This window comes from Variovorax sp. LG9.2, assembly GCF_035018885.1.
In the GTDB taxonomy this organism is placed as follows: domain Bacteria; phylum Pseudomonadota; class Gammaproteobacteria; order Burkholderiales; family Burkholderiaceae_C; genus Variovorax.
Genome location: NZ_JASJXB010000007.1, coordinates 25,895 through 52,538, shown reverse-complemented (window position 1 = coordinate 52,538; position 26,644 = coordinate 25,895). Strand labels below are relative to the sequence as shown.

Below are 26,644 nucleotides of genomic sequence, written 5' to 3'. Positions count from 1 at the left end.
CACGGTGTCCGCCGCGCCAGCATCTAGCCGTCTCGTTGCCTATGCCTGCCTTGCCTTGAGCATGACGCTCGTCGGCAGCTATGTCGCTCTTTCCAAGCCACTCGTCGCCGCACTGCCGGTGTTGCTACTCGCATGGATGCGCTTCGGCATCGCCGCATTGGCCATGCCGCACTGGCTGAAGCGCCCGGCCGACGAACCGCCAATGACACGACGCACGCGCGGCCTCGTCTTTCTCGAATCGTTCCTCGGCAACTTCATGTTCTCGATCTGCATGCTCTTTGGCGTGAGCATGACGAGCGCGGTGTCGGCCGGCGTGATCATGGCGTCGATCCCGGCGGTGGTCGCGTTGACCAGCTGGATCTTCCTGCGCGAGCGCATCACGCTGCGCGTAGCCGGCGCCATCGGCTGTGCCGCCGGAGGCATCGCACTGCTGGCGTTCGCGCCCGTGCATGTGACATCGACTGCAGCGACAGCGCCGACATCAGGCGCAGTGCAAAGCGGTATGCCTTGGCTCGGGAACCTGCTTGTGTTCTGCGCGGTACTGTGCGAGTCGGCGTATGCGGTCATCGGCAAGTCGCTTACCGGACGTCTCGGACCCAAGCGCATCTCGTCGCTCATCAACCTCTGGGGCTTCGCGCTCTCGACGCCGTTCGGCCTCTGGTTCGCATGGCGGTTCGACTTCGCCTCAGTGCATGTCGGCACCTGGCTTTTGCTCGTGGTCTATGCGATGGCCGCGAGCATCTGGACGGTGTGGTTGTGGATGACGGGCCTGCGCAATGTGCCCGCATCGCAGGCTGGCGTTTTCACCGTGATGCTGCCTGTGAGCGCGGCGTTGGTGGGCGTGCTGGTGCTCGGCGAAAGCCTCTCGATGCTGCAGCTTGTGGCGTTCGCCGCGGCACTCATGGGCGTGATGCTCGCGACCTGGCCTGCCCGCTTGGCGAAACCGTAGGGCGCCCTCTCTCGGCTCTCCCCCGCATTCCCCTCTGTTTCTCCTCTGAAAAAACAACAGCCCCCAATGAAAAAGTCTCTTTTCCACTTGGAAACGCGTTTTTTCTCCTTTAGCATCCGCAGTGCCAGTGGAGACGCTGTTTTTCATTGGTGAATGTCCAACCAAAAAAAGGAAATCAAACCATGGCAACTGCAAAAAAGGCTCCGGCCAAAAAGGCTCCCGCAAAGAAGGCTGTTCCAGCGAAGAAAGTAGCTGCTCCGGCAAAGAAGGCTGCTCCTGCGAAAAAGGCTGCGCCCGCAAAGACGGCTGCTCCTGCGAAGAAGGTTGCTGCAAAGAAGGCTGCTCCCGCCAAGAAGCGCACGCCCAACGCTGCCTTCATGAAGGCCCTGACCCCCAGCCCGGCACTCGCTGCTGTCGTCGGCTCCACGCCGCTGCCGCGTACCGCAGTCGTCAGCAAGCTGTGGGACTACATCAAGAAGAACAATCTTCAAGACAAGGCCAACAAGCGCAACATCAACGCCGACGCCAAGCTGAAGGAAATCTTCGGCAAGCCGCAAGTGTCGATGTTCGAACTGGCTGCGCTGATCGGCAAGCACGTCAAGTAAGCCTCGGGTGCTTCGTGCACCTGAAACTGGAAAGCCGGCTCATGCCGGCTTTTTTTCGTTCAAGGTGAAGGCCGCGCTTGCGCTGCTTTGGTGATCGACGACAACGTGCCGCGCGTCGAGATGATCTCCGCGTCGAGTGGTATCTCGATCAGCGTGCCAATGTCGGCTTCCAGCGCCCGCAGCAACGCGCCTTCGAACTGCGACGTGGCAGTCACTTTCTCAGCCGCATAGCCGTATGCCCTGGCAAGCGCGCAGAAGTCTGGGTTGCGCAGCGCGGTGCCGCTGACCTTGTTGGGGTACTCGCGCTCCTGATGCATGCGGATGGTCCCGAACATGCCGTTGTTCAGCAGCACGATGATGCTTTTGCCACCGTGCTGCGACGCCGTCGCCAGCTCCTGTCCGTTCATCAAAAAGTCACCGTCGCCAGCAATCGTGAAGGCGATGCGGCCGGTCGTCAGATTGGCCGCGATGCCAGCCGGCACGCCGTAGCCCATTGCGCCGCTGGTGGGCGCCAGCTGCGTCTTATGGCCCTTGGCAAGACCGTGGTAGCGAAAGAAGCGATGCACCCAACTCGCGAAGTTGCCGGCACCGTTGGTGATGGCGGCATCGTGCGGCAGATGCTTTTGCAACAACGCCACTACCTCGGCTAGGTCGACTGCGCCACGAGGCATGTCGGCGGGCAAGCCGGGCAAGGGTTGCGGCACGAGGTTCGCGAGATAGTCGGCATGGGCAGCAAACGTCCACTCTTCCCATGGCACTTCAGGCGGGGCACTGAGCACCTCCAGGCTGCGCGCCGCGGCGCTCATGCCTGCATTGATGGCCAGGTCGGCCTGGTACACGCGATTGAGCTCTTCGGCGCTGGCATGGATGTGCACCAGCGTCTGCTTCGCCTTCGGGGCTTCGAGCAGCGTGTATCCACCGGTGGTCATCTCGCCCAAGCGTGGCCCGATCGCGATGACGAGGTCGCTGTCTTTGATTCGCGCGGCGAGCTTGGGATTGATGGCGATGCCGACGTCCCCCGCATACAGCGGATGGTGGTTGTCGAACGTATCCTGAAAGCGAAACGCATTGCCGACCGGTAGCTTCCAGTTCTCTGCAAAGCGCTGCAGCGCCTGCGCGGATTGCGTCGTCCAGCCACTGCCGCCAGCGATCACGAACGGGCGCTGCGCCTTCATCAGCAGTTCGCGCAAGGTACGCAGCGATCCCGGATCGCTCCACGGTTGCACGGCCTCGACGCGGCCGAGTGGGCGTGCCGCCGTGGTCGACCTCAGCATGTCTTCCGGAAGCACAAGCACGACCGGGCCGGGGCGGCCGTTCATCGCGGTCGAGAACGCGCGGGCGATGTATTCGGGAATGCGACTCGCATCGTCGATGCGCTCGACGCGCTTGGCAAACCCTTTGGTGCTTGGCCCGAAGAAGCTGCCGTAGTCGACCTCCTGAAAGGCTTCACGATCGCGAAAATCGCTGCCGACGTCGCCGACGAAAAGCACGAGCGGCGTCGAATCCTGAAACGCGTTGTGCACGCCGATCGATGCGTTGGTGGCTCCCGGGCCGCGCGTCACGAAGCAGATGCCAGGCCGCCCGGTGAGCCGCCCATGCGCATCCGCCATGAAGGCCGCGCCACCCTCCTGCCGGTTCACGATGAAGCGAATGCGGTCGTCGTACGCATGAAAGCCGTCGAGCACCGCGAGAAAACTTTCTCCCGGCACGCCGAATGCAATTTCGACGCCCTGTTCGATAAGGCATTCGACGATCAAGTGCCCCGCTGTCTGCTGCTTTTGCATGCCACGCCCGATTGAGTAGATGAAGAGATGCCGCCGATTATCGTCAGGGAAAAATCGGGTTGGCTTTAATTCACCAAACAGTTAAAAGAACGCATGAAATCCGTTGCAGCTATCGCACCCGAACCGCGCCTCAGAGACGCCGACAGATCGCAGCAAGCGATCCTCGACGCCGCGCGCGAAGAGTTCGCGCTGCTGGGACTGGCCGGTGCGCGCGTCGACAGCATCGCGGAACGTGCGGGCCTCAACAAGCGACTGATCTACTACTACTTCAGCAGCAAGGACGACCTGTTTCTGGCAGTGCTGGAGAGCGCCTACGCCAACATTCGCGAGGCTGAAAAAGAGTTGCATCTGCTTGACCTGCCGCCGGCCGAAGCCGTGCGCCGACTCATGGAATTCACCTGGAACTATTACCTCGAACATCCCGAGTTCATCACCCTTCTCAACAGCGCCAACCTGCACCAAGCGCGCCATCTGGAGAAGTCGAAGCGCGTGCGGGAAATGAACTCGCCGGTGATCCAGACGCTTGGCGACATTCTCGAACGTGGCCGGAAGGAAGGCGTGTTTCGCGGCGGTGTCGATCCGGTGCACCTCTACATCTCGATCGCCGGCATCGCGTACTTCTATCTTTCCAACAACTACACGCTGTCAGCCATCTTCGGGCGCGACCTCATGACGCGCAAAGCGCGCAGCGAACGCCTCTCTCACATGTGCGATGTGATCCTAGGGTATGTCCTGAGGGACTGACTGGCGTGGTCCGTTGACGCTCTGGTTCGCGCTAGTCAGAATTCACCCGCTGGTGAATTAAAACCATAACTGGAGACCTTCGTGATGCATGCCGATTCCGTTCGCAACCTGGCTCGCCGGGTGTTTGTCGTCGCCGTTTTGTCTGCCGCTGCGTCCGGCGCGCTGGCCCAGTGGAAGCCGTCTCGCCCCATCAACTTGATCGTGCCGTGGGCGGCAGGCGGGTCGACCGATCAGGTCACGCGCGTCACTGCAGGCGAGATCGAAAAAGCACTCGGCCAAACCGTCGTCATCATCAATCAGCCGGGTGCATCAGGCGCGATCGGCACCAAGAGCGCACTCGATGCTGCAAAGGATGGCTACACGTGGACGGCCGGTGCCGCACAAGACCTGGGCACCTACGAAACGCTCGGCTCGCTGCAAACGAAGATGAGCGACTGGAACATCTTCCTGACGGTCGCCAACATCCAGGTGATCGGCGTGAATCCGGCGACGCCGTACAAGACAGCCAAGGACCTGATCGACGCCATGAAGGCTCAGCCCGGCAAGATCACGGTGGCGACGGCAGGCGTCACCTCCGCAGGCCACAACGCGATGGACTTCATCGCCGCGGCTACCGGCGTCAAGTACCGCGAAGTGCCGTACGACGGCGGCAATCCTGCGGTGGTGGCCACCGTGTCGGGCGAGGCCGAAGTCACCACGCAACTGGCCGTCGAACAGGCGGACATGATCCGTGGCAAGCGCCTGCGTCCGCTCGCCACGGTCAGCGACAAGCCGCTCGACCTCGAAGGCTTCGGCGTCATTCCGCCGCTCTCCCAAACCATTCCCGGCTTTACCGCGCCGGCCAACTACTTCGGCATCTTCATCCCCAAGGGCGTGCCTGACGAGGTCGTGAAAACGGTGCAGAAGATCTGGGAAGAAAACATCCCGAAGAGCGAAGCGCTGAAGAAGTATGCGAGCAGCCGCGGCGCCCTGTTTTTGCCGACCTCCGGCGAGGCTGCGCAGAAGGCGGTGATGCCGGCTGTGCAGGCGAATGCGTGGATGCTGTTCGGGGCAGGCAAGGCCAAGGTGTCGCCCGACACCGTTGGCATTCCGAAGCCTTGATTCGTTTCCATGACGCCTCCCGCTACCTCGACCTCTGCACAGCCAAAGCAGTCGTCCGAACTCCCGACGACGCCGGTTGAAGAAGCCCGAACCGTCAGCCCGCGCTCCGACCTGATCGCCGCCTTCGCGTGGATGATCTTCGGCGCGGCGGTGCTCATCGGCTCGCTTCGCATGGACCGGCTCGAGAAGCAGGACATCAATCCGTATACCGCGCCCGGACTTTTGCCAGGCTTGCTCGGCATCGTGACGGTGTTGTTGGGGTTTCTGCTGGCGCTGCGCAGTTGGCGTCGACTCTCTGCGCATTCCGGCGAAGCCGCAGTGGCGACGCCTGCGACCAGCAGCGTCGAGAAGAAACGCATCGTGCTGGTGGTGGGCTTGTGCGTCGTCTTCGCGGTCGGGCTCGTGGGGCACGGACTGCCCTTCTGGGCGGCGGCCGCGCTGTTCGTGACCATCGCGATCCTGAGCCTGCAGCACGTGCAACGCAAGGCAGCAGGCGAGTCGCTCACGCTGCCGATCTTCTGCAAGACGCTGGCCATCGGCCTCGGTGCCGGCATCGTCATCACGCTCGTGTTCCAGGAACTGTTCCTGGTTCATCTGCCTTAAGCAACTCTCTGAGCTCAGCAAGACCACCATGTTCGAAGGCCTCGCGCTCCTCGGTCACGCCTACCTCGGCTTCCTCAACATCACGTCGATCACCTTTGGTCTCGGCGGTGCGTTGATCGGCATCATCGTCGGCTGCCTGCCGGGCTTGTCGGCAACGCTGTGCATCGCGTTGCTGACGACGCTCACCATCAAGCTACCGGCCAACGATGCGATCCTGATCCTGATCTGTTCGTATGTCGGCACCCTCTATGGTGGTTCTCGCACGGCCATCCTGCTGAACATTCCCGGCACCGCTGCCAACGCGGCATCGTGTGCCGATGGCTATGCGCTGGCGCGCCGCGGCGAGGCCGGTCGAGCCATCGGCATTGCCACTTCGGGCGCCTTCATGGGGACGCTGTTCGGCGTGCTTTGCCTTGCAGCCTTCACGCCGTTGCTGGCCGAAGTCGCGTTGTCGTTCGGTGCCTACGAGTTCTTCTGGCTTGCGCTCTTTGGTGTCGCAATGTCGGGCAGCATCGTCGGCGACGATCCGCTCAAGGGCTGGTTGATGGGCGCGCTCGGCCTGTTCGTCGCGCAGATCGGGCAAGAAGGCTTGTACGCGTACAACCGATTCACCTTCGACTGGGACCAGCTCTCGGGCGGCATCTCGCTCATTCCTGCACTGGTCGGCGCCTTTGGTTTTGCCGAGGTCTTGACGACACTGGCCGACCCGGTCGAGAAGAAGATGGTCGAGTTACGCGACTCGGTATTGCCGCGCTTTCGCGAGGTGGTGCAGTACTGGCCCACCGTGTTGCGCTCCGGCGTGATCGGCGTGCTCACCGGGCTGATGCCGGGCGTCGGCGAAGACTCCGGTGCGTGGATGTCGTACGCCGCAGCCAAGGCGGCGAGCAAAGAAAAGGAGCTCTTCGGCAAGGGCTCGATCGATGGCTTGATGGCCGCCGAGACTGGCGACATGGCGTCGATTCCGGGCCACATCATTCCGGCACTGGCGCTCGGCATTCCAGGTTCAGCACCGTCTGCCGTGCTCATGGCCGCGATGATCATCCACGGCATCCAGCCCGGTCCGATGATGATGATCTCGCACCCCCAGTTCGTCTACGACGTGGTCGCGATGACCTCGCTCGCCACCGTCAGCATCCTGATCTTCGGCCTGTTTCTGGTGAAGCCGCTGCTGCTGGTGCTGCGCATCAAGCGCACGGTGCTGATGCCGATCATCTTTCTGCTGTGCACTGTCGGCGCCTTCGCCAGCGCGTCGCGGTTGTTCGACATCTACTGCATGCTGGTCATCGGCATAGGCGCTTTCTTTCTGCGGCGCCGCGGCTACCAGATGGCGCCCTTCGTTCTCGGTCTGGTGCTCGGTCCGCTGCTCGACAAGAGCTTGCGCCGCGGGCTGGTCTTGTCCGATGGCGACCTGTCGCCCTTCTTCACACGTCCGATCTGCATCGGTTTTGCGACGGTCACGATCTTCACGATTCTTCTGTATGTGCCGGCCTTCAAAGCGCTGGTACAGAGCATCACCGGTGGCTTCAGCCGCACGCTGAAGTCGCTCGTTTCAAGGCAACCCTCATGAAGATCGCTCTGTGCAACGAAGTGCTCGCCGGCATGTCGCTGGAGAAACAATGCGAGGTCGCCGCGGCACTTGGCTACGACGGGCTCGAAGTCGCGCCTTTCACGCTGAGCGACGCGCCGGAAAAGATCACATCGGGCGAAGCGGCACGCATTCGCGCCACCATCGAATCGTTCGGCCTCATCGTCACCGGCCTGCACTGGCTGCTGGTCAAGCCCGAAGGTTTGTCGCTGACCCACCCCGACGCCGACCTGCGCGCCCGCACGCTCGATGTGATGTCGCGCCTGACCGGCTTGTGCGCCGAACTCGGCGGCATGGTGCTGGTGCACGGCTCGCCCAAGCAGCGGCAGATCCCTGACGGAGAGAGCCACGCCGTCGCCTTGGCGCGTCTGCAGGACGGCCTGGCGCGCGTCGCGGAATCGGCAGCCGCCAACGGTGTCATCTACTGCATCGAGCCGTTGTCGCCGCACGAAACATCGATGCTCAATACCGTGGCCCAGGCGGCAGAGGTGGTGCGCACCATCGACCACCCGAACCTGCGCACGATGATCGATTGCAGCGCCGCCGGCCTGAGTGAAAGCGAGAGCGTGCCCGACCTGATCGACCGCTGGTTGCCGACCGGGCTCATCGGCCACATTCAGGTGAACGACCCCAACCGCCGCGGACCGGGTCAAGGCGCGATGCAGTTCGCGCCGATCTTCGCGGCATTGAAGCGCCATGGTTACGCCGGCGCGATCGGCGTCGAACCCTTCGACTACGTGCCCGACGGCCCGGGCGTGGCCGCGTTCTCGGCCGGCTACCTGAAGGGCTTGCGCGAAAAGCTGGCCTGACCTTTTCCCGAATCGTTTTCCCGCATCCTTTTCGCAGGTCTTTTACCGGTCGCCATGTCCATTCCGTTCCGCATCCTCGACATCCAGCTCTTCGAACGCGGCGTGAAGATGCGCATGCCGTTCCGCTTCGGCGTCGTCACGCTGACGGCTTGCCCGCAGGCCTTCGTGCGCGTTCGCATCCGCACAGACAATGGCGTTGAAGCCGAAGGCGCTTCAGCCGAGTTACTCGCGCCCAAGTGGTTCGACAAGAACCTCGCGCTCAGCAACGACGACAACTTCGATCAGCTGCGCACCTCGCTTCGTTTGGCGAAGGCCGCCTATCTTGCAGATGGCAAATCGCGCCCTGCTTTCGCGCACTTCACAGCGAACTACCAGCCGCAAATCGACGCCGCGGCGGCGCAGCAACTCAACCCGCTCATCGCCTGCTTCGGTCCGGCTTTGATCGACCGCGCGCTGCTCGATGCGCTGTGTCGCGCCGAAGGTATTTCGTTTTATGAAGCGGTGCAACGCAATCTGCCCGGCATCGATGCGACGCTGACGCCGGACCTCGACGCGTTCGACTTCGCCAGCTTCCTCGGCTCATTAGCGCCAGCGAACCGCATCGCGCTGCGTCACACCGTCGGACTGGTCGACGCCATAACGGCAGCCGACGTACAGCAATGCGTGGGCGACGGCTTGCCCGAGACGCTGGAAGAAGTCGTCGCAGCCACCGGCTGCCGCTACTTCAAGCTCAAGGTCGCCGGCAACGCGGAGCAAGATCTGGCCCGGCTGACGCGAATTGCCGAGGTCATCGAGCGCGTGCCCGATTACGTCGTCACGCTCGACGGCAACGAGCAGTTCGCCGATGCCGAAGCCGCCGCGCGCTTCTGGCAACGAGTGCAGGCGACGCCCGCGTTACATCGCCTCGCAGCGGCAACCCTCTACATCGAGCAACCATTGCCACGCGCAACCGCATTGCAAAGCGATGTGCGCGCGCTCGCTGCGATGCGCCCGGTGCTGATCGATGAGTCCGACGGCACGCTCGATGCGTTTCCGCAGGCGCTGACCTGCGGCTACACGGGCGTGTCGAGCAAGGATTGCAAGGGCATCTATCGCTCGTTGCTCAACGCAGCGCGTTGCCGGCAACTCAACCTGCAAGCCGCCTCCGAAGGCCGACCGGCCGCTTATTTCATGTCGGCCGAAGACCTGACCACACAAGCCGGCCTCGCCGTGCAGCAAGACCTCGCACTGGTCAACCTGATCGGGCTCACGCACGTCGAGCGCAACGGCCATCACTACGTCGACGGCTTCAGCGGCCAGGGCGGCAGCACAACAGAAGCGCAAGGCTTCTTGCGGGCGCAACCTGGGCTCTACGAAGCAAGCGGCGACAAGGTGCGGCTCTCTGTGCACGGTGGGATGCTCGACATCACGTCGCTTGCTGCGCCCGGCTTTGCCGCCAGCGCGCAACCCGACTGGGCCACGCTCCAGCCGCTCGCCGGCAGTTGAGCCCACACAAGACCTCCTCAAGAACATCGCAAAAAAAAGGACCTCTGAAATGGCGACCCAACGACTCGGAATCATCATGCACGGCGTCACCGGCCGCATGGGCATGAACCAGCATCTGATCCGCTCCATCTGCGCCATTCGCGCGCAGGGCGGCGTGACGCTTTCGAACGGCGACAAGGTCATGCCCGACCCGATCCTCATCGGACGCAATGCCGACAAGATCGAGGCGCTGGCCAAAGCCCACGGCATCGCACGCTGGGGCACCGACCTCGACCTCGCGCTGGAGAACAAGGACGACACGATCTTCTTCGACGCAGGCACCACGCAGATGCGCCCCACCTTGCTGGCCAAGGCGATCCGCGCCGGCAAGCACGTGTATTGCGAGAAGCCGATCGCGACCAATTTGAACGAAGCAGTCGAAGTCGCACGTCTTGCGCAAAGCTCGGGCTTGAAGCATGGCGCGGTGCAGGACAAGCTCTTTTTGCCCGGCCTGCGCAAACTCGACATGCTGCGTCGCGCCGGCTTCTTCGGCCGCATGCTGAGCGTGCGCCTCGAGTTCGGCTACTGGGTTTTTGAAGGCGACCTTCAACCGATTCAGCGTCCGAGCTGGAACTACCGCAAGGAAGACGGCGGCGGCATGATCCTGGACATGATGTGCCACTGGCGCTACGTGCTCGACAACCTGTTCGGCGAGGTGAAGTCGGTCAGCTGCCTTGGCACCACGCACATTCCCAAGCGCTGGGACGAGGCCGGCGAACCCTACGAAGCCACCGCAGACGATGCGGCCTACGCCACCTGCCAGCTGGTCGGACACAACGGCGAGCCGGTCATCGCGCAGATCAACATGAGCTGGGTCACGCGCGTGCGCCGCGACGATCTCGTCATCTTCCATGTTGATGGCACCGATGGCTCTGCGGTGGCCGGCCTGTCAAGCTGCCGTGCGCAGTCGCGCGTCGCCACGCCGCGCCCGGTATGGAACCCGGACGAAAAGCAGACGATGAACTTCTTCGACCAATGGCAGGAGATTCCGGACTCGCAGGTCTACGACAACGGCTTCAAGATCCAGTGGGAACACTTCATCCGCCACGTCGTCGAAAACGCGCCTTACAAGTGGACGTTGCCCGAAGGCGTCAAGGGCGTGCAGTTGGTCGAAGCCGCGCTCGAAAGCTGGGGCGAGCGCCGTTGGGTCGACGTGCCGGCGCTAAGCATCTGACGAGGCCGGCAGCATGGCGTTAACCCTCACCCTTCCGACCGCCGACGGCGCGCTATCAGCCTATTCGTTGCGCGGCGCTATGCCCACCAAGCCGGTGGCCGGCGTCGCGTTCAACCGCATCGCCTATTCGGCAGCACACGTCGTCGCCGATCCGTTAGCCACCATCGATCCTTGGCTGCAATGCGCGATCGACTGGGACGCGACCATCGGCTACCGCCGTCATCTTTGGTCGTTGGGCCTGGGCGTCGCAGAGGCCATGGACACCGCGCAACGTGGCATGGGCCTCGACTGGCCGACCTCGCTGGAGCTCATCCGCCGCTCGCTCGATGCGGCGAAGGACTTCTCTTCGAAAGACGGCAACGCGCTCGTCGCGTCAGGCTGCGGCACCGACCATCTCGACATCGACAGCGTCAAGAACGTCGACGATGTGATTCGCGGCTACGAAGAACAGATGGCCGCCATCGAAGCGCTCGGCGGCAAGCTGATCGTCATGGCGAGCCGCGCACTGGCCCGCGTCGCGAAGAGCCCGGCCGACTACGAGCGCGTGTACGACCGCGTGCTGTCGCAGGCGAAGCAGCCGGTGGTGCTGCATTGGCTCGGTCCGATGTTCGACCCCGCGCTGGCCGGTTACTGGGGATCGGGGGATGTCGACAAGGCCATGGACACCGCGCTCGGCATCATCGCCGCGCACCCGGACAAGGTCGACGGCATCAAGATTTCGCTGCTCGACAAGGACAAGGAAATCGCAATGCGGCGACGGCTTCCGCCGGGCGTGCGCATGTACACCGGCGACGACTTCAACTATGCCGAGCTGATTGCCGGCGATGGCTTTGGCAGCGACGCGACGCACGGCCAGAGCGACGCGCTGCTGGGCATCTTCGACGCGATTGCGCCGGCGGCCAGCGCGGCGCTAGGTGAGCTGGCTCTGGGCAATGTCGACAAGTTCCACGCCATCCTCGGCCCGACCATGCCGCTGTCGCGCCACATCTTCGCGGCGCCCACGCGCTTCTACAAAACCGGCGTCGTGTTCATGGCGTGGCTCAACGGCCACCAGTCGCACTTCACCATGGTCGGAGGCCAGCAGAGCACACGGTCGTTGCAGCATCTGGCCGAGTTGTTCCGCCTCGCCGATGCGGCCGATCTGCTGGAGCATCCGGAGTTGGCCGTGCGCCGCATGAAGACCTTGCTCACAATGCATGGCGTCGAAGCCTAAGGCGACGGATGCGTGATTTCTCGCTGAACCACGACTGGCTGTCGATCAACACCGCGACGGTGCGCAAACAACGCGGCGTCGAAGTCCCGCTCGACCGCATCGTCGACCAGTGCGCCGAACGCGGCATCAGGGCGATCAGTCCATGGCGCGATCAGGTCGCAGCGGTGGGCATCGACAAGCTCGCCAAGCAACTCAAGGCGCATGGCATCGGCCTTTCGGGCTACTGCCGCGGTGGCTTCTTTCCGGCACCCGATGCGGCTGGGCTCAAAGCCGCACTCGACGATAACCGCCGCGCGATCGACGAAGCGAAGACGCTCGACGCACCGTGCCTCGTGCTCGTGGTCGGCGCGCTGCCCGGCGCGCTCGAAGGCAAGGCGGCTTACAAGGACATCGGCCGCGCGCGCAACGAGGTGCACGACGGCATCGCGGCTTCGCTGGAGTACGCACGCAAGGTCGGCATGCCGCTCGGCATCGAGCCGCTGCACCCGATGCAGGCCGCCGACCGCGCGTGCATCAACACGCTCGAACACGCACTGGACCTGTGCGACGAACTCGACCCTGGCAAAACCGGCGCGCTGGGTGTGGCGCTCGACATCTATCACGTGTGGTGGGACCCGAAGCTGCAGCAGCAGATCGAACGGGCAGGCAAATCGCGCTTGCTGGCGTACCACGTGTGCGACTGGTTGACGCCGACGCGTGACCTGTTATCCGACCGCGGAATGATGGGTGATGGGGTGGTGGAGTTGGAGAAGATTCGCGGCTGGATGGAGGCTGCGGGCTTCGATGGATTCAGCGAAGTGGAGATTTTTTCCAATCTTGACTGGTGGCAACGTACAGGGGAAGAGACGCTCGACGTTTGCATTGCTCGGCACAAGACTGTGGTGTGAACACGAAGGCGGGGGACATGAGCGGAATGGGGTCACCCGGCGCCCTCGGCCCCGCCACGAACACAACCGCGTCCCGCCGTTAGCACCATGCTGAAATCAGCGTCCATGCAAGCCCCGACCATCGATGACCTGCGCCGCTACGCCGTAGCCCGCACCCTCTTCAAACCGACCACATTGCCGCGCGCAATCCAGCGTCTCGGATTCGTGCAAGCCGACCCGATTCGCGCACCCGCAAGAGCGCAAGACCTCACGTTGCGTCATCGCGTCAAGGACTACCGTGCGGGCGATCTTGAAGCGCGATACCCAAGACTTGCAATCGAAGAAGACAGCCTCGTCAACTACGGCTTTCTGCCGCGCGAACATTTGGCGTTGATGCACCCGCGTGAGCCCAAGTTGGCTTGGGATGCGGAGACTGGGCGCAAGGCTGCGGACGTGCTGGCCTTCGTGCGCGAGCGCGGGCAAGTGCATCCGCGTGATGTCGATGCGCACTTCTCGCACGGCCGCATGACCAACTATTGGGGCGGATCGAGCAACGCGAGCACGCACCTGCTCGACGGCATGCACTACCGCGGCATGTTGCGCGTAGCTCGGCGCGACAGCGGCACGCGCGTCTACGAAGCGGTCGACCATGCACCACCGATCGATGACAGCCCGACCGGTCGCGCACTGCGTGCTGCGGCACTGCTCGAACTCATCGTGCGCAAGTACGCCCCGCTGCCAGCCGCGAGCCTTACCTACCTCGTGCGCTTGCTCAATTACGGCGCGCCACATCTGAGCACGCACACCCAGGCCGCGCTGAGTGAAGCACGCGAAGTGCTCGCCAGCAACCGCATCGACGGCACGACCTGGTACTGGCCGGTCGACGAGAACCCCGCTTCCAAACGTCACGCGCCTGACGATGCGGTTCGGCTGCTGGCGCCGTTCGATCCGGTGGTGTGGGACCGTCGCCGCTTCGAGTTGCTCTGGGGCTGGACGTACAAGTTCGAGGCTTACATGCCAGCGCCGAAGCGCCAGTTCGGCTACTACGCATTGCCATTGCTGTGGCACGACCGCGTGATCGGCTGGGCGAACGTGACAACCACGACAGGACGGCTGAAGCCGAGCTTCGGCTATGTCGACAAGAAGCCGAACGGCGCTGCGTTTCGTGCGGCCCTCGACGACGAGTTTCAACGCATGACGGCCTTCATGGCGCCGCGCTGAAGGTCCCGAAACCGCAGCACGACTCGCCGTGGGGTTTTGGCTCGTGCGTGACAGCGCGGCCCTGCGCTCGTCTCTAGAATCCAACTCGCTCCGATGCAAGTCGGGGCAAGCGTTCTCAGGGCGGGGTGCAATTCCCCACCGGCGGTGATGGCGACTCGTTCGCACAAGCCCGCGAGCGCCCGGTCTTCCACGAAGGTCGGGGTCAGCAGATTTCGGTGCGATTCCGGAGCCGACGGTCACAGTCCGGATGCAAGAGAGCGCGAACCGTCTGCATTGCCACGCGCGTTACGTCGCGTGGCGTTGCTGTCGCCTTCGTGCGCCCTGATTCAGGAAACCTGCTTTTTTTCAAAAGGCACCAGAGGCACCATGAGTCAGATCAACGACCTTCCCCTTTCTGTCACGGCCGCCACCGATGCGCCACACGGCAACCGTATCGCCTTCGTCGAAGCGCAATGGCATGCCGACATCGTGCATCAGGCACGCGACGCTTTTCTTGCCGAGATGGGGCGTCTCGGCGTGCCTGCCGACACCATCGATGTGTTCGATGTGCCCGGCGCTTTCGAGATCCCGCTGCACGCCAAGCGGCTGGCCAACTCGGGCAAGTACGCCGCCATCGTCGGCTGCGCGCTGGTGGTCGACGGCGGCATCTACCGTCACGAGTTCGTCGCGACCACCGTGGTCAACAGCCTGATGGCGTTGCAGCTCGAAACCGGCGTGCCGATCTTGTCTGCCGTGCTCACGCCCCATCACTTCCATGAGCATGCGGAACACCGCAAGTACTTCCACCGCCACTTCGCGGTCAAGGGAACAGAGGCTGCCGAAGCCTGCGTGAAAACGATCGAAGGGTTGCGAAAAGTCGACGCGCTCTTGGCGAGCTAGAGGACGCGGGCTAGAGGACGCGAGGTGGATGACGCGAGGTGAAAGACCTCAGACTGCTGCGGGCACAGCGCCGTGCAACCGACGGGTTCGCAGCAACAGCATCGCCGCGATCGACATGTTGAGCAGGTTCCAAGCGATGCCGTTGATAAAGGCCGCGTGATAGCTGCCGGTGAGATCGAACACCTTGCCCGACATCCAGCCACCGAGCGCCATGCCCAGCAACGTGCAGCCGATGACGGTGCCCACGCGCGCGCTGGCCTCGGCCGGCGGAAAGTTTTCGCGCACGATGATCGCGTACGACGGAACGAGGCCGCCCTGGAACAAGCCGAACATGGCCGACACCACGAAGAGCGGCACCATGCCGTCGAACGGCAGGAACATGAAGAGCGCGACGCATTGCAGCATCGATCCGAGCAACAGCGTGCGCAAGCCACCGATGCGGTCGCAGAGGGCACCGGAGACAAGGCGACTCACGATGCCGCAGGCGAGCATCAACGACAGCATTTGGGCCCCGCGTGCAGCGCCGAAGCCGAGGTCGGTGCAGTAGGCGACGATGTGAACCTGCGGCATCGCCATCGCCACGCAACAGGCGGTGCCAGCTACGCACAGCAACCCTTGCGCCATCCCCAGGCTGAAGCCGAAGGGGCGTGCCACCGCGTCGATACCAGCGCGGCCCGCAACCGCCGCGGGCGGCGCATCCATGACGGTCGCCGGCGGCCGCGTTCGCATGAACAGCGACAGCCCTGCCATCGCCAGCCCGCAAAACAGGCCCAGGCCCACATAGGTCGCTCGCCAACCGGAGGCCTCCACGAACTTCTGCACGATGGGCGGCCACACCGCTCCCGCGAGGTAGTTGCCGCTAGCGCACACGGCCACCGCCATGCCACGGCGCTTGACGAACCACAACGAGGTGTCGGCTACCAGGGGCGCAAACACCGCACCGCTGCCTAGCCCGACAAACACTCCCTGCACCGCAGAAAAAGCAACGATGCCGGTCGCGAAACTGGAGGCCACGAAGCCGACACCCACGCACACTGCGCCCAGCAGCAGCGGCCACATCACGCCATGGCGGTCGGCCAGCTTGCCCATGACGATTCCGCCAAGACCGAAGCCGATCATCAACAGCGTGTAGGGCAGCGAGGCCTCGGCCCGCGCCACGCCGAAGTCGGACTGGATTGCCGGCAACACCACCGACACGACATACATGCCGCAGCTACCGACCGTCATGATCAGCAGCGTGACGAAGAGCCGCAGCATCGCGTATCGCGAATCGGGCTGATGACGTTGCAAGGCGTTGGTCGACATGGTGCTCAGTGTGCGCGCCGGCCCTGCAACGGCAGCGCGGGCACTGCGGCCGCCGCGCTCAAGCAGTCGCGGCAACCAGCGACGTGCGCCGCACACGCGTCACATTGAACGCGCTTGCAATCAACACACCCTGCACCACTGCCAGCCCGACGATCACGCTCATGTACTGGCCGTTGTCCATCAACCGGCCGAACACCAGCGGCGCCAGAGCCTGGCCGATGTCGAGACCGGCGTAGACAACGCCATAGACGCGTCCCGTCGCATTGGGCGGCGTCGAGCGCTTGACCAGCAGATCGCGCGAAGGCCCCGCGATGCCGGACGCGAAGCCCATCGCCCCGAAGATCACCGGCACCAGCATGCCGGGGAAGTCTCCAAAGGCCAGCACCAGCGCCAGCGCCGCCGCGACGCCAAAGCCCGCACCGACGATGCGCGCACAGCGTGTCGGGTCCGACGCGAGAAAGCCGCCGAACACCATGCCCGCGGCACTCGCAACCATGTAGACCGTCAGGCAAACCGCGACCAGGGCGACCGGCACGTCGTGCAGATGGCCGGCCGCGACGGGCGCGAAGGTCTGCACCACGCTGATGACGGCGGCGTAGAAAAAGAAGAAAGCGAAGCACATCCACACCGCCGGAATGCGCAAGAAATCGAACTCTCCGCCGATGGGCGCAGCGCCGCCTTGCCCGGTGGCCTTCTGCACCGTCCTGACGTCGAGCGACAGCACACTGCGATAGATCCAAAGGACCAGCAGCACGACCACGGCGAGTACACCGGCCGATGCCAATGCCACGCGCCATGAATACGCGATGGCGATCGGCACCACGAAGGCCGGCGCCAACGCCCAGCCCAGACTGCCAGTGATGCCGTGCACGCTGTACGCATGGCCGAGCCGCGTTGGCGCGACCTTGCGGTTGAAGAGCGTGTAGTCGACCGGATGAAAGACGCCGTTGCCGATGCCGCCCAGCACCGCGAAGGCCAGCAGCATCCAGTAGCTCGTCGCCATCGCGTAGCCAAAGGCCGCCAGCGCCAACGCGCCGAGTCCGACGAACAGCACCGGGCGCGGGCCGAGCTTGTCGACGATGAATCCCGACGCCGCCTGCACCAGGCAAGAGACCACGAAGAACACGGTCAACACCGCGCCCAACTCGGTGTAGCTCACGTTGAAAGCATCTTTCAGCCACGGAAACAGCGGCGCCAGCACCAACTGGCTGAAGTGGCTGACGGCATGCGCGAGGCCCACCAGGCCGATCAACTGGGCGTCGGCACGCAAGGTGGGCGTCGAGGATGAAACTGCTGTGACTGAAGACGACATGGATTGCTACAAATATGACGGGCGGACCCTGATCCTATGTCGCCAGCTACCGTCAGAATGACGATACAGCGACAACATTTGTCGGAACCATGCCAGCCACTGCCTCTATACCTGCCGCTCTTCCAGCATCGCCGCCATCAGCGACCGTCGTGCAACCATCGATGGCACCGTCGATCAGCGTGGGCTCGCTCACACCGCATCTCTATGCGCCTGATGCCGTGCGGCCGCTGCGCGCCAAAGAGCATTTCCTCAAGGCCGACACGCTGGTCGAGCTCCATGCGCATCCGTGGCCACAGCTGACCTTCTCGACACGCGGCGTAATCCGGCTCAGCACCGAAGACGGCAGCTATATCGTTCCGCCGTCGCGCGCGCTCTGGGTGCCGGCCGACATGCAGCACAGCATCACGCTCATCGAAGATGCTGAGCTGCGCACCGTCTACCTGCATGCCTGGCTCGCGCCGAGCTGGGAGAAATGCGAGGTGCTGGAGATCAGCCCGCTGCTGCGCGCATTGATGCTGGCGCTCGACACCACGCCAGATGGCCTGCCGCCGGTCGATGCCGAAGCCGCTCCGCGTGAACGCATGATCGCGCCGTTGCTCATCAGCGAACTGGAACGCGCAACGCAGATTCAGATCGATGTGCCGCTGCCCAACGACAAGCGACTGCGGCAGCTCTGCGAGACGTTGCTGCGCAACCCGGCCGATCGCGCAACGCTGGCGGAACGAGCCGCCGCCATCGGCGCAAGCGAGCGCACCGTGGCGCGACTGTTCAGGGTTCAACTCGACACCAGCTGGCAGCAATGGCGACAGCAAGCCGTGATGGCGCATGCCCTTCCTTTGCTAGCGCGTGGTATGGCGGTGAGTCGTGTCGCAGCGGCCAGCGGCTACGCCACGGACAGCGCGTTCTGCGCCATGTTCAAGGCCGCGACCGGGCAATCACCGACCGCGTTCCAGCACAAGAAACGACAGTAAACATCGCCCTCATCCACACCACCCAACTCATCTTCAAAGGGAAGCCACCATGAAAACACGCACCGCTCTCGCTTCACTTCTTCTGGCGTCCATCGGCGCATCGGTCGGTACCTCCGCTGGCGCGTCGAACCTGCTCGACTCGCTCAAGTCACAGGCCGGGAACTACGCGATGCCGGCGATGGGCGGCAACACGGTAGGCAATGCGGCCGGCGTGCTGCAGTACTGCGTCAAGAACAACTACCTCGGCGGCGATGCGGCGTCGATCAAGGACAAGTTGCTCGCCAAGGTGACCGGTCAGCCCCAGCAACAGACCGGCTTTGCCAACGGTGCCAAAGGGTTGTTACAGGGCGACGGCAAGTCGATCGACTTGAAGTCGGTGTCTGGCAAAGTGAAAACGAAGGCTTGCGACTACGTGCTTAAAAACGCGAAGTCGTTGATCTAGCGTCGGCGCCGACGCCGTCCGCCCAGCGCATGGCTGGTGAGTCGAGCGTGCGCACCGCTTCGGCCGCACCGGGCAACCAGAGCTGCACTGTCGTCAGATAGATGCGCAGCAGAAAGCGCATCGCCTCCATTGCAGCGTCTTCGCGGCCGATCGCTTTCAGCAGCGCCCAGTCGGCTTCGGCGGCCAGCGGCAGGCCGGTCGCCTGCGCGTCCTGCAGCGCGTACCAGACCGATACCGTCGCACGCGACGCAGGCTGGCCCAAAGCGGGCCGCGCACGCTCGGCGAGCGTGACGTCGAGCCAGCGACGAAGGTCATCGTCGATCCCGGTGACCGAATGCACCAGCGCATGGGCCAGCGGTACTGCCGTCAAAGGCAACGCATGCACTGTGAGGCGGTACGGACCAAACCGGTCGAAGCGATCGAACGAGCGTCGGGTCTGCCAACTCCGGAGATCGGCGAATGGACGTAACCACTTATTCATGTCCAAGAGTCGCTGAAGCAATCGGTTTGCGATGTAGGCGCAGTCTGAATCGTGATGCGATTTTCGACGCATTGCTCTGTGAGTCACGCCTCTATACTCGCCTGTCATCCTCAATCAAAAACAATCGAGAGGCGCGCCAAGACGCCACTCCAAGCTACGGTTTTGATAGCAACCACGCCTTCTTTGCGGCAGCGGCTCGCCCACTGGATGCCCTGCCTCGCATGGCCGCGTCCGAGTCGCGCACTGTTGCAAGGCGAAGCACTCGCCGGAATCACGGTCGCGCTGATGGTGATCCCGCAAGGCGTTGCGTACGCGGCCCTCGCCGGCATGCCGCTGGTCACCGGCGTGTACGCGGCGCTGTGGCCCGCACTGGTCGCGGTACTGTTCAGTTCGTCGCAGCGCCTGTCGGTCGGGCCGACTGCCCTCACCAGTCTGCTGGTCGGTGCTTCGCTGGCGCCCCTTGCGGTCGCGGGCAGCGCCGAGTGGGTGGCGATGGCGGTGTGGCTGACGCTACTGTCGGGTGGCATCCAGATTCTGATCGGTGCCGGGCGACTCGGCTGGATACTGCGACTGGTCAACTCGCCGGTGCTCACCGGTTTCACGCAGGGCGCGGCGATTTTGATCGCGGTGTCGCAGCTGCCTTCGCTGCTCGGGTTCACTGGTCGTACAGTGCCGCAGGTACTGCGCGGTGGCTCGCCTCCGGACTGGACTGCGATGGCTTTCGGCCTTGGCAGCATGGCCGTGTTGTGGGCCGGCAAGCGCTGGCTGCCTCGCTTCCCCACTACCATGGCGCTCGTCGCCGGCGCAGCGGCGTTGAGCTGGTCGCTCAGCTATGCGCTCCTCGGCGGCGCCGTGGTCGGCGCACTGCCTTCGGGCTTGCCGTCCTTGTATTGGCCAAGCGCTCTGCCAGGCGGCACGCTGCACACGCTCGGCATGCTGCTGCTGCCCGCGCTCACGATCACGCTGGTGAGCTTTCTCGAAACGGCTTCCAGCGCCAAGATCGACAACGCACGCGCCGGCACGCTGTGGAACGAAAACCAGGACTTGATCGGCCAAGGCCTCGCCAAGGTGGCGTCGGGCCTGACCGGTGCTTTTCCGACCAGCTCGTCGTTCTCTCGTTCGGCCATCACGCTGTATGCGGGTGCGCAGACCGGTTGGGCCACGCTGTTCAGCGTCGGCGTGGTGGCGCTCACATTGCTGTGGCTGATGCCGCTGCTCTATCACGTGCCTCAGGCCGTGCTGGCCGCAGTCGTTATGACGGCCATCGTCGGGCTCATCAAGCCGCGCAGCTTCGCGGTGCTGTGGCGTGTGTCGCGCATCGAGGCCGGCATCGGCATCGGCACCTTCGCACTCACCATCGCGACCGCGCCTTCGATCTACTGGGGCGTGCTCGGCGGGCTGCTGGCGAGCCTCGCGAACTACATGTACCGCCACCTGCATCCGCGCATCATTGAAGTCGGCTTGCACGGCGACGGCAGCCTGCGCGACCGACACCTGTGGCAGTTACCACCGCTGGCGCCCGCTCTCTACGCGCTGCGCATGGATGCGGAGCTCGACTTTGCTTCTGCGGGCACGCTCGAGCGCGCGATTGCAGAAGTGCTTGCAGCGCGGCCTGAAGTCACCGACGTTTGTCTCTTCGCGCATCCCATCAACCGCATCGATATCAGCGGCGCCGAGGTGTTCGGCTCGCTGCGTCGCTTGCTCGAGAGCAAGGGCGTGCGGTTGCACCTCAGCGGCCTCAAATTACCGGCGCAGCAAGTGCTCGACCGTGCGGGCTTGCTCGTGCCCGGACCCCTGCTCTTCAACTACCGCACCGATGCCGATGCGCTGCAAGCGTTGATGACGAACTGCGCGCGCAACGAGTCGCAATCGACGCCAGCGGGCTAGGCATATGGGCCGCGGCCCGCGGCCGCTACAACGCCGAAAACTGCGAAGGCCGATCGGTATTGCAGAAGTCGAAGAACGCGTCGAGCTCGTTGGACTTGTCGAACACCGCATCGGCGCCCAACTCGGTACAGCGGTTGCGCATCTCGGGTGTCGCGTAGTTACTGAGCACCACGACCCGTTGCTGTTCCCCGCGCTGTCTGCATGCGGCCAGCACGCCCAGGCCGGAGCCCTGCTTGAGGAACAGGTCGACGACCGCCAGGTGCCAATCGTCGCGATGGGAAGCGAGCCAGTCGATCGCCTCTGCCTCGGATTCCGCGAAGCCGGCCACCTCGGCATTTGCCAGATCTTCCAGCGTCGGGATGAGGTTCTCCCGAATCGTGGGGTTGTCTTCGACGATAAAGGTGATGAGCGACATGGCGGATGATGAGCGTCGCCAGTTTATGCCACGCCGCGGCGTTGTCGGAGCGTCGCACTGCAGATCGTGCGGCTTCGCGGCCAGACCAGGCTCAGTCCTGCACACGTCCCCGCAGGTTCTTGATTTCCGAGCGCTGGCTCTTGCCTTGCAGTCGTCGCTGCTTCGAACCATAGGTCGGCTTGGTGGCCCGACGCACCAGGGGCGCCGCGGCCACGCCGTCGACCACCTCCTGCAAACGCGCCAGCGCATCGTTGCGATTCATCTCCTGCGTGCGGTGCTGCTGCGCTTTGAGCACCAGCACGCCTTCTTGCGTGATGCGGTTGTCGCGCAAGGACAGCAGTCGCTCCTTGACGTCGTCCGGCAGAGAGCTTGCCGGAATGTCGTAGCGCAGATGCACCGCGCTCGAAACCTTGTTGACGTTTTGGCCGCCCGCACCCTGCGCACGAATGGCAGTTAGTTCGACTTCGTTTTCGTCGACAAGGATCGGCTTGCGCAGCGGCATCGTCCGCTCAAACTCTCTCGAAAATCGCCGCGATCCCCTGCCCGCCGCCGATGCACATCGTGACCAGCGCGTAGCGCCCGCCGGTGCGGTGCAACTCGGCGATGGCCTTGGTCGTGATGATGGCGCCGGTCGCACCGACCGGGTGGCCGAGCGAGATGCCCGAGCCGTTGACGTTGACCTTGGCCGGGTCGAAACCCAGCTCCTGGATGACGGCGCAGGCTTGCGCCGCGAAGGCTTCGTTCGACTCGATCACGTCGAGGTCGCTCACTTTCAGGCCGGTGCGTTCCAGCACCTTGCGCGTGGCCGGCACCGGGCCGATGCCCATGTAAGCGGGCTCGACGCCGGCATGTGCGTAGCCGACCAACCGGGCCAGCGGCTTGAGGCCGAGCGCCTGCACGCGCGAGCCTTCGGCCAGCACCACAGCGGCAGCGCCGTCGTTGATGCCCGACGCATTGCCTGCCGTCACCAGGCCGTCCTTCTTGAAGGCCGGTTTCATCTTGCCCAGCGTATCCATCGTGGTGTCGGCGCGCACGTGCTCGTCGGTATCGAACAGCACGATGCCCTTGCGCGTCTTGACCTCGACCGGAACGATCTGCTCCTTGAAGCGACCGGCCGCGATGGCCGCAGCAGCGCGCTGCTGGCTCATGACCGCCAGCTCGTCCTGCTGGCTGCGCGAGATGTTGTATCGCGCTGCCACGTTTTCGGCGGTGATGCCCATGTGCATCTTTTCCCAGGGGTCGTGCAGGATGCCGAGCATGTAGTCGACCAGCACCGCATCGCCCATGCGCGCGCCATAGCGGGCCGAAGTATCGAAGTACGGGCCGCGGCTCATCGACTCCGAGCCGCCGCCGATGGCGATGTCGCAATCGCCGAGCTGGATCGCCTGCGCCGCCGAAATGATCGCCTGCAGGCCGGAGCCGCAGAGCCGGTTCACGTTGAAGGCGGGCGTCTCGATCGGGCAGCCGGCATCGATGGCGGCGACCCGGCTCAGGTACGCGTCCTTGACGTCCGTCGGGATCACGTTGCCCATCACGACATGGCCGATGGCGTCGGGTGCCACGCCGCTGCGTTGCAGGGCCGCTTTGACGGCGGTGGTGGCCAGTTGGGTGTTGGGCACGTCTTTCAGCGAGCCGCCGAAAGTGCCGATGGCGGTGCGGGCGGTGCCGACCACGAAGATGTCGCGTTGGGTCATTTCAATCTCTCCAGGGTGGTGCCACATTCGGCGGCGGACGCGGAGGGTCGATTTTGACGGGGTTCAGCGCGGCGTGCTTAGGGCGCCGACTTGGGCTGGACGTCGGTCACGCCGCCACCCACGCCATGCACACGTACTGGGCGTTCCGAAGATTCGCCCAGCGCACGCGCACTGACCACGTCGCCCGCGGACGGCTCGGCCGGCGCGCTGGCCGCGCGGAAGCGGTTGAAGCCGGCACCAGGGTTAAAGCGCATGACCCACGGCGTAATCGGCCGGCCGGTAAGTCGTGCCCAACCATAGCGCAGTCCCCACGCCGCACCGAACAACAGCACCGCGACGGCGAGGCTGGCCGCGAAGACCAGCCCCAACATGAAGAGAACCAAGCGAAGGATGAAGTTCATCATCGCGATTAGGCCACCGTCTCCGTCGTTGGTTCCCCGACATCACCCGTGCGGACGGTACGGGCAAACTCGAACTTGCCCGGCGAATGGATCGGATCGGTCGTCACATGGATCGTGTCCTTCGGCCCGAAGCTGCCGTCGAGCAGCAACTTCGACAGCGGGTTTTCGATGCGCTGCTGAATCGCCCGCTTCAATGGCCGCGCGCCGAACACCGGGTCGAATCCGACCTTGGCGATCTCGGCCAGCGCCGCAGGTGAGACCTCGAGCGCCATGTCCATCTTGGCGACGCGCGCCTGCAGTACCTTGAGCTGGATCGCGGCGATCGATTCGATGTTCTTGGCGTTGAGCGCATGGAACACCACCGTCTCGTCGATGCGGTTCAGAAACTCCGGTCGGAAGTAGTTCTTCAACTCGTCCCACACCGCTTCCTTGATCTCCTCGTTCGGCTTGCCGACCATCGCCTGGATGATCGGCGAGCCGATGTTGCTGGTCATCACGATCACGGTGTTCTTGAAGTTGACGGTGCGGCCTTGGCCGTCGGTCAGGCGCCCGTCGTCGAGCACCTGGAGCAGCACGTTGAATACGTCCGGATGCGCCTTCTCGACTTCGTCCAGCAGCAGCACGCTGTAGGGCTTGCGGCGCACCGCTTCGGTCAAATAGCCACCCTCTTCATAGCCGACGTAGCCGGGCGGCGCACCGATCAAGCGCGCCACTGAATGCTTCTCCATGAACTCGCTCATGTCGACGCGGATGAGATGGTCTTCGCTGTCGAAAAGGAAGCCCGCGAGCGCCTTGCACAGCTCGGTCTTGCCGACGCCCGTGGGGCCCAGGAACAAAAAGGAACCGGTCGGACGGCCAGGGTCCGACAAGCCCGAGCGCGAACGGCGAATCGCATTCGCGACCGCGCCGATGGCCTCATCCTGGCCGACCACGCGCTCGTGCAACTTGCCTTCCATGACCAGCAGCTTGTCGCGCTCGCCCTGCATCAGCTTGGCGACCGGAATGCCGGTGGCGCGCGCCACGACTTCGGCAATTTCTTCGGCACCGACCTGCGTGCGCAACAGCGTCGGAACGCTCGATTTACCCTTGCTCGTCTCGCTTTCCTGCGCCTCTTTCAAACGCTTTTCGAGCGCCGGCAGTTGGCCGTACTGCAGCTCTGCGACCTTGTTGAAGTCGCCCTTCTGCGTGAACTCGGCGATCTGAAAGCGCATCTTGTCGATGTCTTCCATCACCGTCTTCGAGCCTTGGGCTTGCGCCTTTTCCGCTTGCCAGATCTCGTCGTAGTCGGCGATTTCCTTTTGCAACTTGGTGATCTCGTCTTCGATCAGGCCAAAGCGTTTTTGCGACGACTCGTCCTTCTCGCGACGCACGGCTTCGCGCTCGATCTGCAGCTGAATCAGGCGACGGTCCAGCCGATCCATCACCTCGGGCTTGGAGTCCATTTCGATCTTGATCTTGGCAGCCGCCTCGTCGATCAGGTCGATCGCCTTGTCGGGCAAAAAGCGGTCGGTGATGTAGCGGTCGGAGAGCTCGGCCGCGGCCACGATCGCCGGGTCGGTGATCTGCACGCCGTGGTGCACTTCGTACTTCTCCTGCAGCCCTCGCAGGATCGCGATGGTTGCTTCGACCGACGGCTCGCCGACGATGATTTTCTGGAAGCGACGCTCCAGTGCGGCGTCCTTTTCGATGTACTTGCGGTATTCGTCGAGCGTGGTCGCGCCGACGCAATGCAGTTCGCCGCGCGCCAGCGCGGGCTTGAGCATGTTGCCGGCGTCCATCGCGCCTTCGGCCTTGCCAGCGCCGACCATGGTGTGCAGCTCGTCGATGAAAACGATGGTCTGGCCTTCGTCTTTCGCGAGCTCGTTCAGCACGGTCTTCAGGCGCTCTTCGAACTCGCCGCGGAACTTGGCACCGGCCAGCAGCGCGGCCATGTCGAGCGACAGCACGCGCTTGCCCTTCAACGAGTCGGGCACCTCGCCGGCGACGATGCGCTGGGCCAGGCCTTCGACGATGGCCGTCTTGCCGACACCGGGCTCGCCGATGAGCACCGGGTTGTTCTTGGTGCGGCGCTGCAGCACCTGGATGGCACGACGGATTTCTTCATCGCGGCCGATGACCGGGTCAAGCTTGCCCAGGCGCGCGCGCTCGGTCAGGTCCATGCAGTATTTCTTGAGCGCCTCGCGCTGGCCTTCGGCATCCGCGCTGTTGACGCCCTGCCCGCCCCGCACTGCCTCGATGGCAGCTTCGAGCGACTTGCGCGTGACTCCGTTGCTGCGCGCAAGGTTGCCGATGTCGGCCTTGCTGTCGGCCAGCGCAAGAAGGAACAATTCACCCGCGATGAATTGGTCGTTGCGCTTGATGGCTTCCTTCTCGGTGGCCTGCAGCAGCTTGCCGAGTTCCGGCCCGACCTGAACCTGGTCATTGCCCTGCACTTGCGCCAGCTTCTTGATGGCGGCCTCGGCCGCTTGCGACAGGCCGGGCACGTTGACCCCAGCGCGCTCGAGCAGTGCACGCGGGCCCTCGTCTTGCCGCAGCATCGCTGCCAGCAGGTGGGCGGGCTCGATGTAGGCGTTGTCGTTGCCGAGCGCGAGCGACTGGGCGTCGCTCAACGCTTCCTGGAATTTGGTGGTGAGTTTGTCTTGGCGCATATAGGTTCCTGCATTCGAAATAAGGTCGTTT

General features: G+C 63.9%; 25 protein-coding genes and 1 riboswitch. Of the genes, 16 read left to right on the top strand and 9 right to left on the bottom strand.

Annotated elements, in window-relative coordinates; genetic code table 11:
• Positions 1–61 precede the first annotated feature (61 nt).
• Positions 62–949, top strand: a complete 888-nt coding sequence (locus tag QN413_RS09305) for a DMT family transporter (RefSeq protein WP_416352163.1) — start codon at positions 62–64, stop codon at positions 947–949.
• Positions 950–1,131: 182 nt separating this feature from the next.
• Positions 1,132–1,554: an SWIB/MDM2 domain-containing protein gene (locus QN413_RS09300; protein WP_323496342.1), complete on the top strand. Its 423-nt coding sequence runs from the start codon at positions 1,132–1,134 to the stop codon at positions 1,552–1,554.
• A 59-nt stretch (positions 1,555–1,613) separates the two neighbouring features.
• On the opposite strand, the gene QN413_RS09295 is transcribed toward QN413_RS09300, so the two are convergent.
• On the bottom strand, positions 1,614–3,338 hold the full coding sequence (locus QN413_RS09295) for a thiamine pyrophosphate-binding protein (RefSeq protein ID WP_323496341.1): 1,725 nt from the start codon (positions 3,336–3,338) through the stop codon (positions 1,614–1,616).
• Positions 3,339–3,431: 93 nt separating this feature from the next.
• On the opposite strand from QN413_RS09295, the gene QN413_RS09290 reads away from it, so the two are divergent.
• The 11 genes from QN413_RS09290 (at position 3,432) to QN413_RS09240 (ending at position 15,057) form a co-directional block, all read left to right on the top strand.
• Complete coding sequence (locus QN413_RS09290; RefSeq protein ID WP_323496340.1) at positions 3,432–4,082, top strand: TetR/AcrR family transcriptional regulator; 651 nt, start codon at positions 3,432–3,434, stop codon at positions 4,080–4,082.
• Between the two features lie 84 nt (positions 4,083–4,166).
• Positions 4,167–5,183 (top strand): tripartite tricarboxylate transporter substrate binding protein, encoded by a 1,017-nt coding sequence (locus tag QN413_RS09285; RefSeq protein ID WP_323496339.1) that lies wholly within the window; start codon positions 4,167–4,169, stop codon positions 5,181–5,183.
• 9 nt (positions 5,184–5,192) lie between these two features.
• Positions 5,193–5,786, top strand: a complete 594-nt coding sequence (locus tag QN413_RS09280) for a tripartite tricarboxylate transporter TctB family protein (protein WP_323496338.1) — start codon at positions 5,193–5,195, stop codon at positions 5,784–5,786.
• A 28-nt stretch (positions 5,787–5,814) separates the two neighbouring features.
• Complete coding sequence (locus QN413_RS09275) at positions 5,815–7,353, top strand: tripartite tricarboxylate transporter permease (RefSeq protein WP_323496336.1); 1,539 nt, start codon at positions 5,815–5,817, stop codon at positions 7,351–7,353.
• Entirely contained in the window at positions 7,350–8,180 is an 831-nt protein-coding gene (locus QN413_RS09270; RefSeq protein WP_323496335.1) for a sugar phosphate isomerase/epimerase family protein, read from the top strand. Before QN413_RS09275 ends, QN413_RS09270 begins: the two co-directional genes overlap by 4 nt.
• Positions 8,181–8,234: 54 nt before the next feature.
• Positions 8,235–9,665 carry an enolase C-terminal domain-like protein gene (locus tag QN413_RS09265; protein ID WP_323496334.1) on the top strand — a complete coding sequence of 477 codons (1,431 nt, stop codon included), beginning with the start codon at positions 8,235–8,237 and terminating at the stop codon, positions 9,663–9,665.
• Between the two features lie 49 nt (positions 9,666–9,714).
• On the top strand, positions 9,715–10,878 hold the full coding sequence (locus tag QN413_RS09260; RefSeq protein WP_323496333.1) for a Gfo/Idh/MocA family oxidoreductase: 1,164 nt from the start codon (positions 9,715–9,717) through the stop codon (positions 10,876–10,878).
• A 13-nt stretch (positions 10,879–10,891) separates the two neighbouring features.
• Entirely contained in the window at positions 10,892–12,091 is a 1,200-nt protein-coding gene (locus QN413_RS09255; protein ID WP_323496332.1) for a dihydrodipicolinate synthase family protein, read from the top strand.
• Between the two features lie 8 nt (positions 12,092–12,099).
• Complete coding sequence (locus tag QN413_RS09250; RefSeq protein WP_323496331.1) at positions 12,100–12,978, top strand: sugar phosphate isomerase/epimerase family protein; 879 nt, start codon at positions 12,100–12,102, stop codon at positions 12,976–12,978.
• A gap of 105 nt (positions 12,979–13,083) precedes the next feature.
• The gene (locus QN413_RS09245; protein WP_323496330.1) at positions 13,084–14,178 is read left to right on the top strand and encodes a DNA glycosylase AlkZ-like family protein; all 1,095 of its coding nucleotides are present in this window, start codon (positions 13,084–13,086) and stop codon (positions 14,176–14,178) included.
• 107 nt (positions 14,179–14,285) lie between these two features.
• A riboswitch (FMN riboswitch) is annotated at positions 14,286–14,441 on the top strand.
• A gap of 103 nt (positions 14,442–14,544) precedes the next feature.
• Positions 14,545–15,057, top strand: a complete 513-nt coding sequence (locus QN413_RS09240; protein WP_323496329.1) for a 6,7-dimethyl-8-ribityllumazine synthase — start codon at positions 14,545–14,547, stop codon at positions 15,055–15,057.
• 48 nt (positions 15,058–15,105) lie between these two features.
• On the opposite strand, the gene QN413_RS09235 is transcribed toward QN413_RS09240, so the two are convergent.
• Both QN413_RS09235 and QN413_RS09230 read right to left on the bottom strand, forming a co-directional pair.
• Positions 15,106–16,362, bottom strand: coding sequence for an MFS transporter (locus QN413_RS09235; protein WP_323496328.1), 1,257 nt, complete (start codon positions 16,360–16,362; stop codon positions 15,106–15,108).
• A 58-nt stretch (positions 16,363–16,420) separates the two neighbouring features.
• Positions 16,421–17,674 (bottom strand): MFS transporter, encoded by a 1,254-nt coding sequence (locus tag QN413_RS09230; protein WP_323496327.1) that lies wholly within the window; start codon positions 17,672–17,674, stop codon positions 16,421–16,423.
• Between the two features lie 161 nt (positions 17,675–17,835).
• Between QN413_RS09230 and QN413_RS09225 the strand changes: the two genes are divergently transcribed.
• Together QN413_RS09225 and QN413_RS09220 are read left to right on the top strand one after the other, a co-directional pair.
• Positions 17,836–18,645: a helix-turn-helix transcriptional regulator gene (locus QN413_RS09225; protein WP_323496326.1), complete on the top strand. Its 810-nt coding sequence runs from the start codon at positions 17,836–17,838 to the stop codon at positions 18,643–18,645.
• A gap of 49 nt (positions 18,646–18,694) precedes the next feature.
• Positions 18,695–19,087, top strand: a complete 393-nt coding sequence (locus QN413_RS09220; protein ID WP_323496324.1) for a DUF2501 domain-containing protein — start codon at positions 18,695–18,697, stop codon at positions 19,085–19,087.
• Here the strand turns inward: QN413_RS09220 and QN413_RS09215 are convergent.
• Entirely contained in the window at positions 19,062–19,568 is a 507-nt protein-coding gene (locus tag QN413_RS09215; RefSeq protein ID WP_323496323.1) for a hypothetical protein, read from the bottom strand. The two genes, QN413_RS09220 and QN413_RS09215, sit on opposite strands and share 26 nt — an antisense overlap.
• A 207-nt stretch (positions 19,569–19,775) precedes the next feature.
• On the opposite strand from QN413_RS09215, the gene QN413_RS09210 reads away from it, so the two are divergent.
• Positions 19,776–21,455: a SulP family inorganic anion transporter gene (locus QN413_RS09210; RefSeq protein WP_323496322.1), complete on the top strand. Its 1,680-nt coding sequence runs from the start codon at positions 19,776–19,778 to the stop codon at positions 21,453–21,455.
• A gap of 25 nt (positions 21,456–21,480) precedes the next feature.
• Here QN413_RS09210 and QN413_RS09205 read toward each other — a convergent pair whose 3' ends face one another.
• The 5 genes from QN413_RS09205 to clpB form a co-directional block, all read right to left on the bottom strand.
• Complete coding sequence (locus QN413_RS09205) at positions 21,481–21,870, bottom strand: response regulator (RefSeq protein WP_323496321.1); 390 nt, start codon at positions 21,868–21,870, stop codon at positions 21,481–21,483.
• Positions 21,871–21,961: 91 nt separating this feature from the next.
• Positions 21,962–22,372: an alternative ribosome rescue aminoacyl-tRNA hydrolase ArfB gene (gene arfB, locus QN413_RS09200; RefSeq protein ID WP_323496320.1), complete on the bottom strand. Its 411-nt coding sequence runs from the start codon at positions 22,370–22,372 to the stop codon at positions 21,962–21,964.
• 7 nt (positions 22,373–22,379) lie between these two features.
• Positions 22,380–23,564, bottom strand: a complete 1,185-nt coding sequence (locus QN413_RS09195; protein ID WP_323496319.1) for an acetyl-CoA C-acyltransferase family protein — start codon at positions 23,562–23,564, stop codon at positions 22,380–22,382.
• A 77-nt stretch (positions 23,565–23,641) separates the two neighbouring features.
• Positions 23,642–23,965, bottom strand: a complete 324-nt coding sequence (locus QN413_RS09190) for a hypothetical protein (protein WP_323496318.1) — start codon at positions 23,963–23,965, stop codon at positions 23,642–23,644.
• An 8-nt stretch (positions 23,966–23,973) separates the two neighbouring features.
• Positions 23,974–26,613 carry an ATP-dependent chaperone ClpB gene (gene clpB, locus QN413_RS09185; RefSeq protein ID WP_323496317.1) on the bottom strand — a complete coding sequence of 880 codons (2,640 nt, stop codon included), beginning with the start codon at positions 26,611–26,613 and terminating at the stop codon, positions 23,974–23,976.
• Positions 26,614–26,644: the final 31 nt, after the last annotated feature.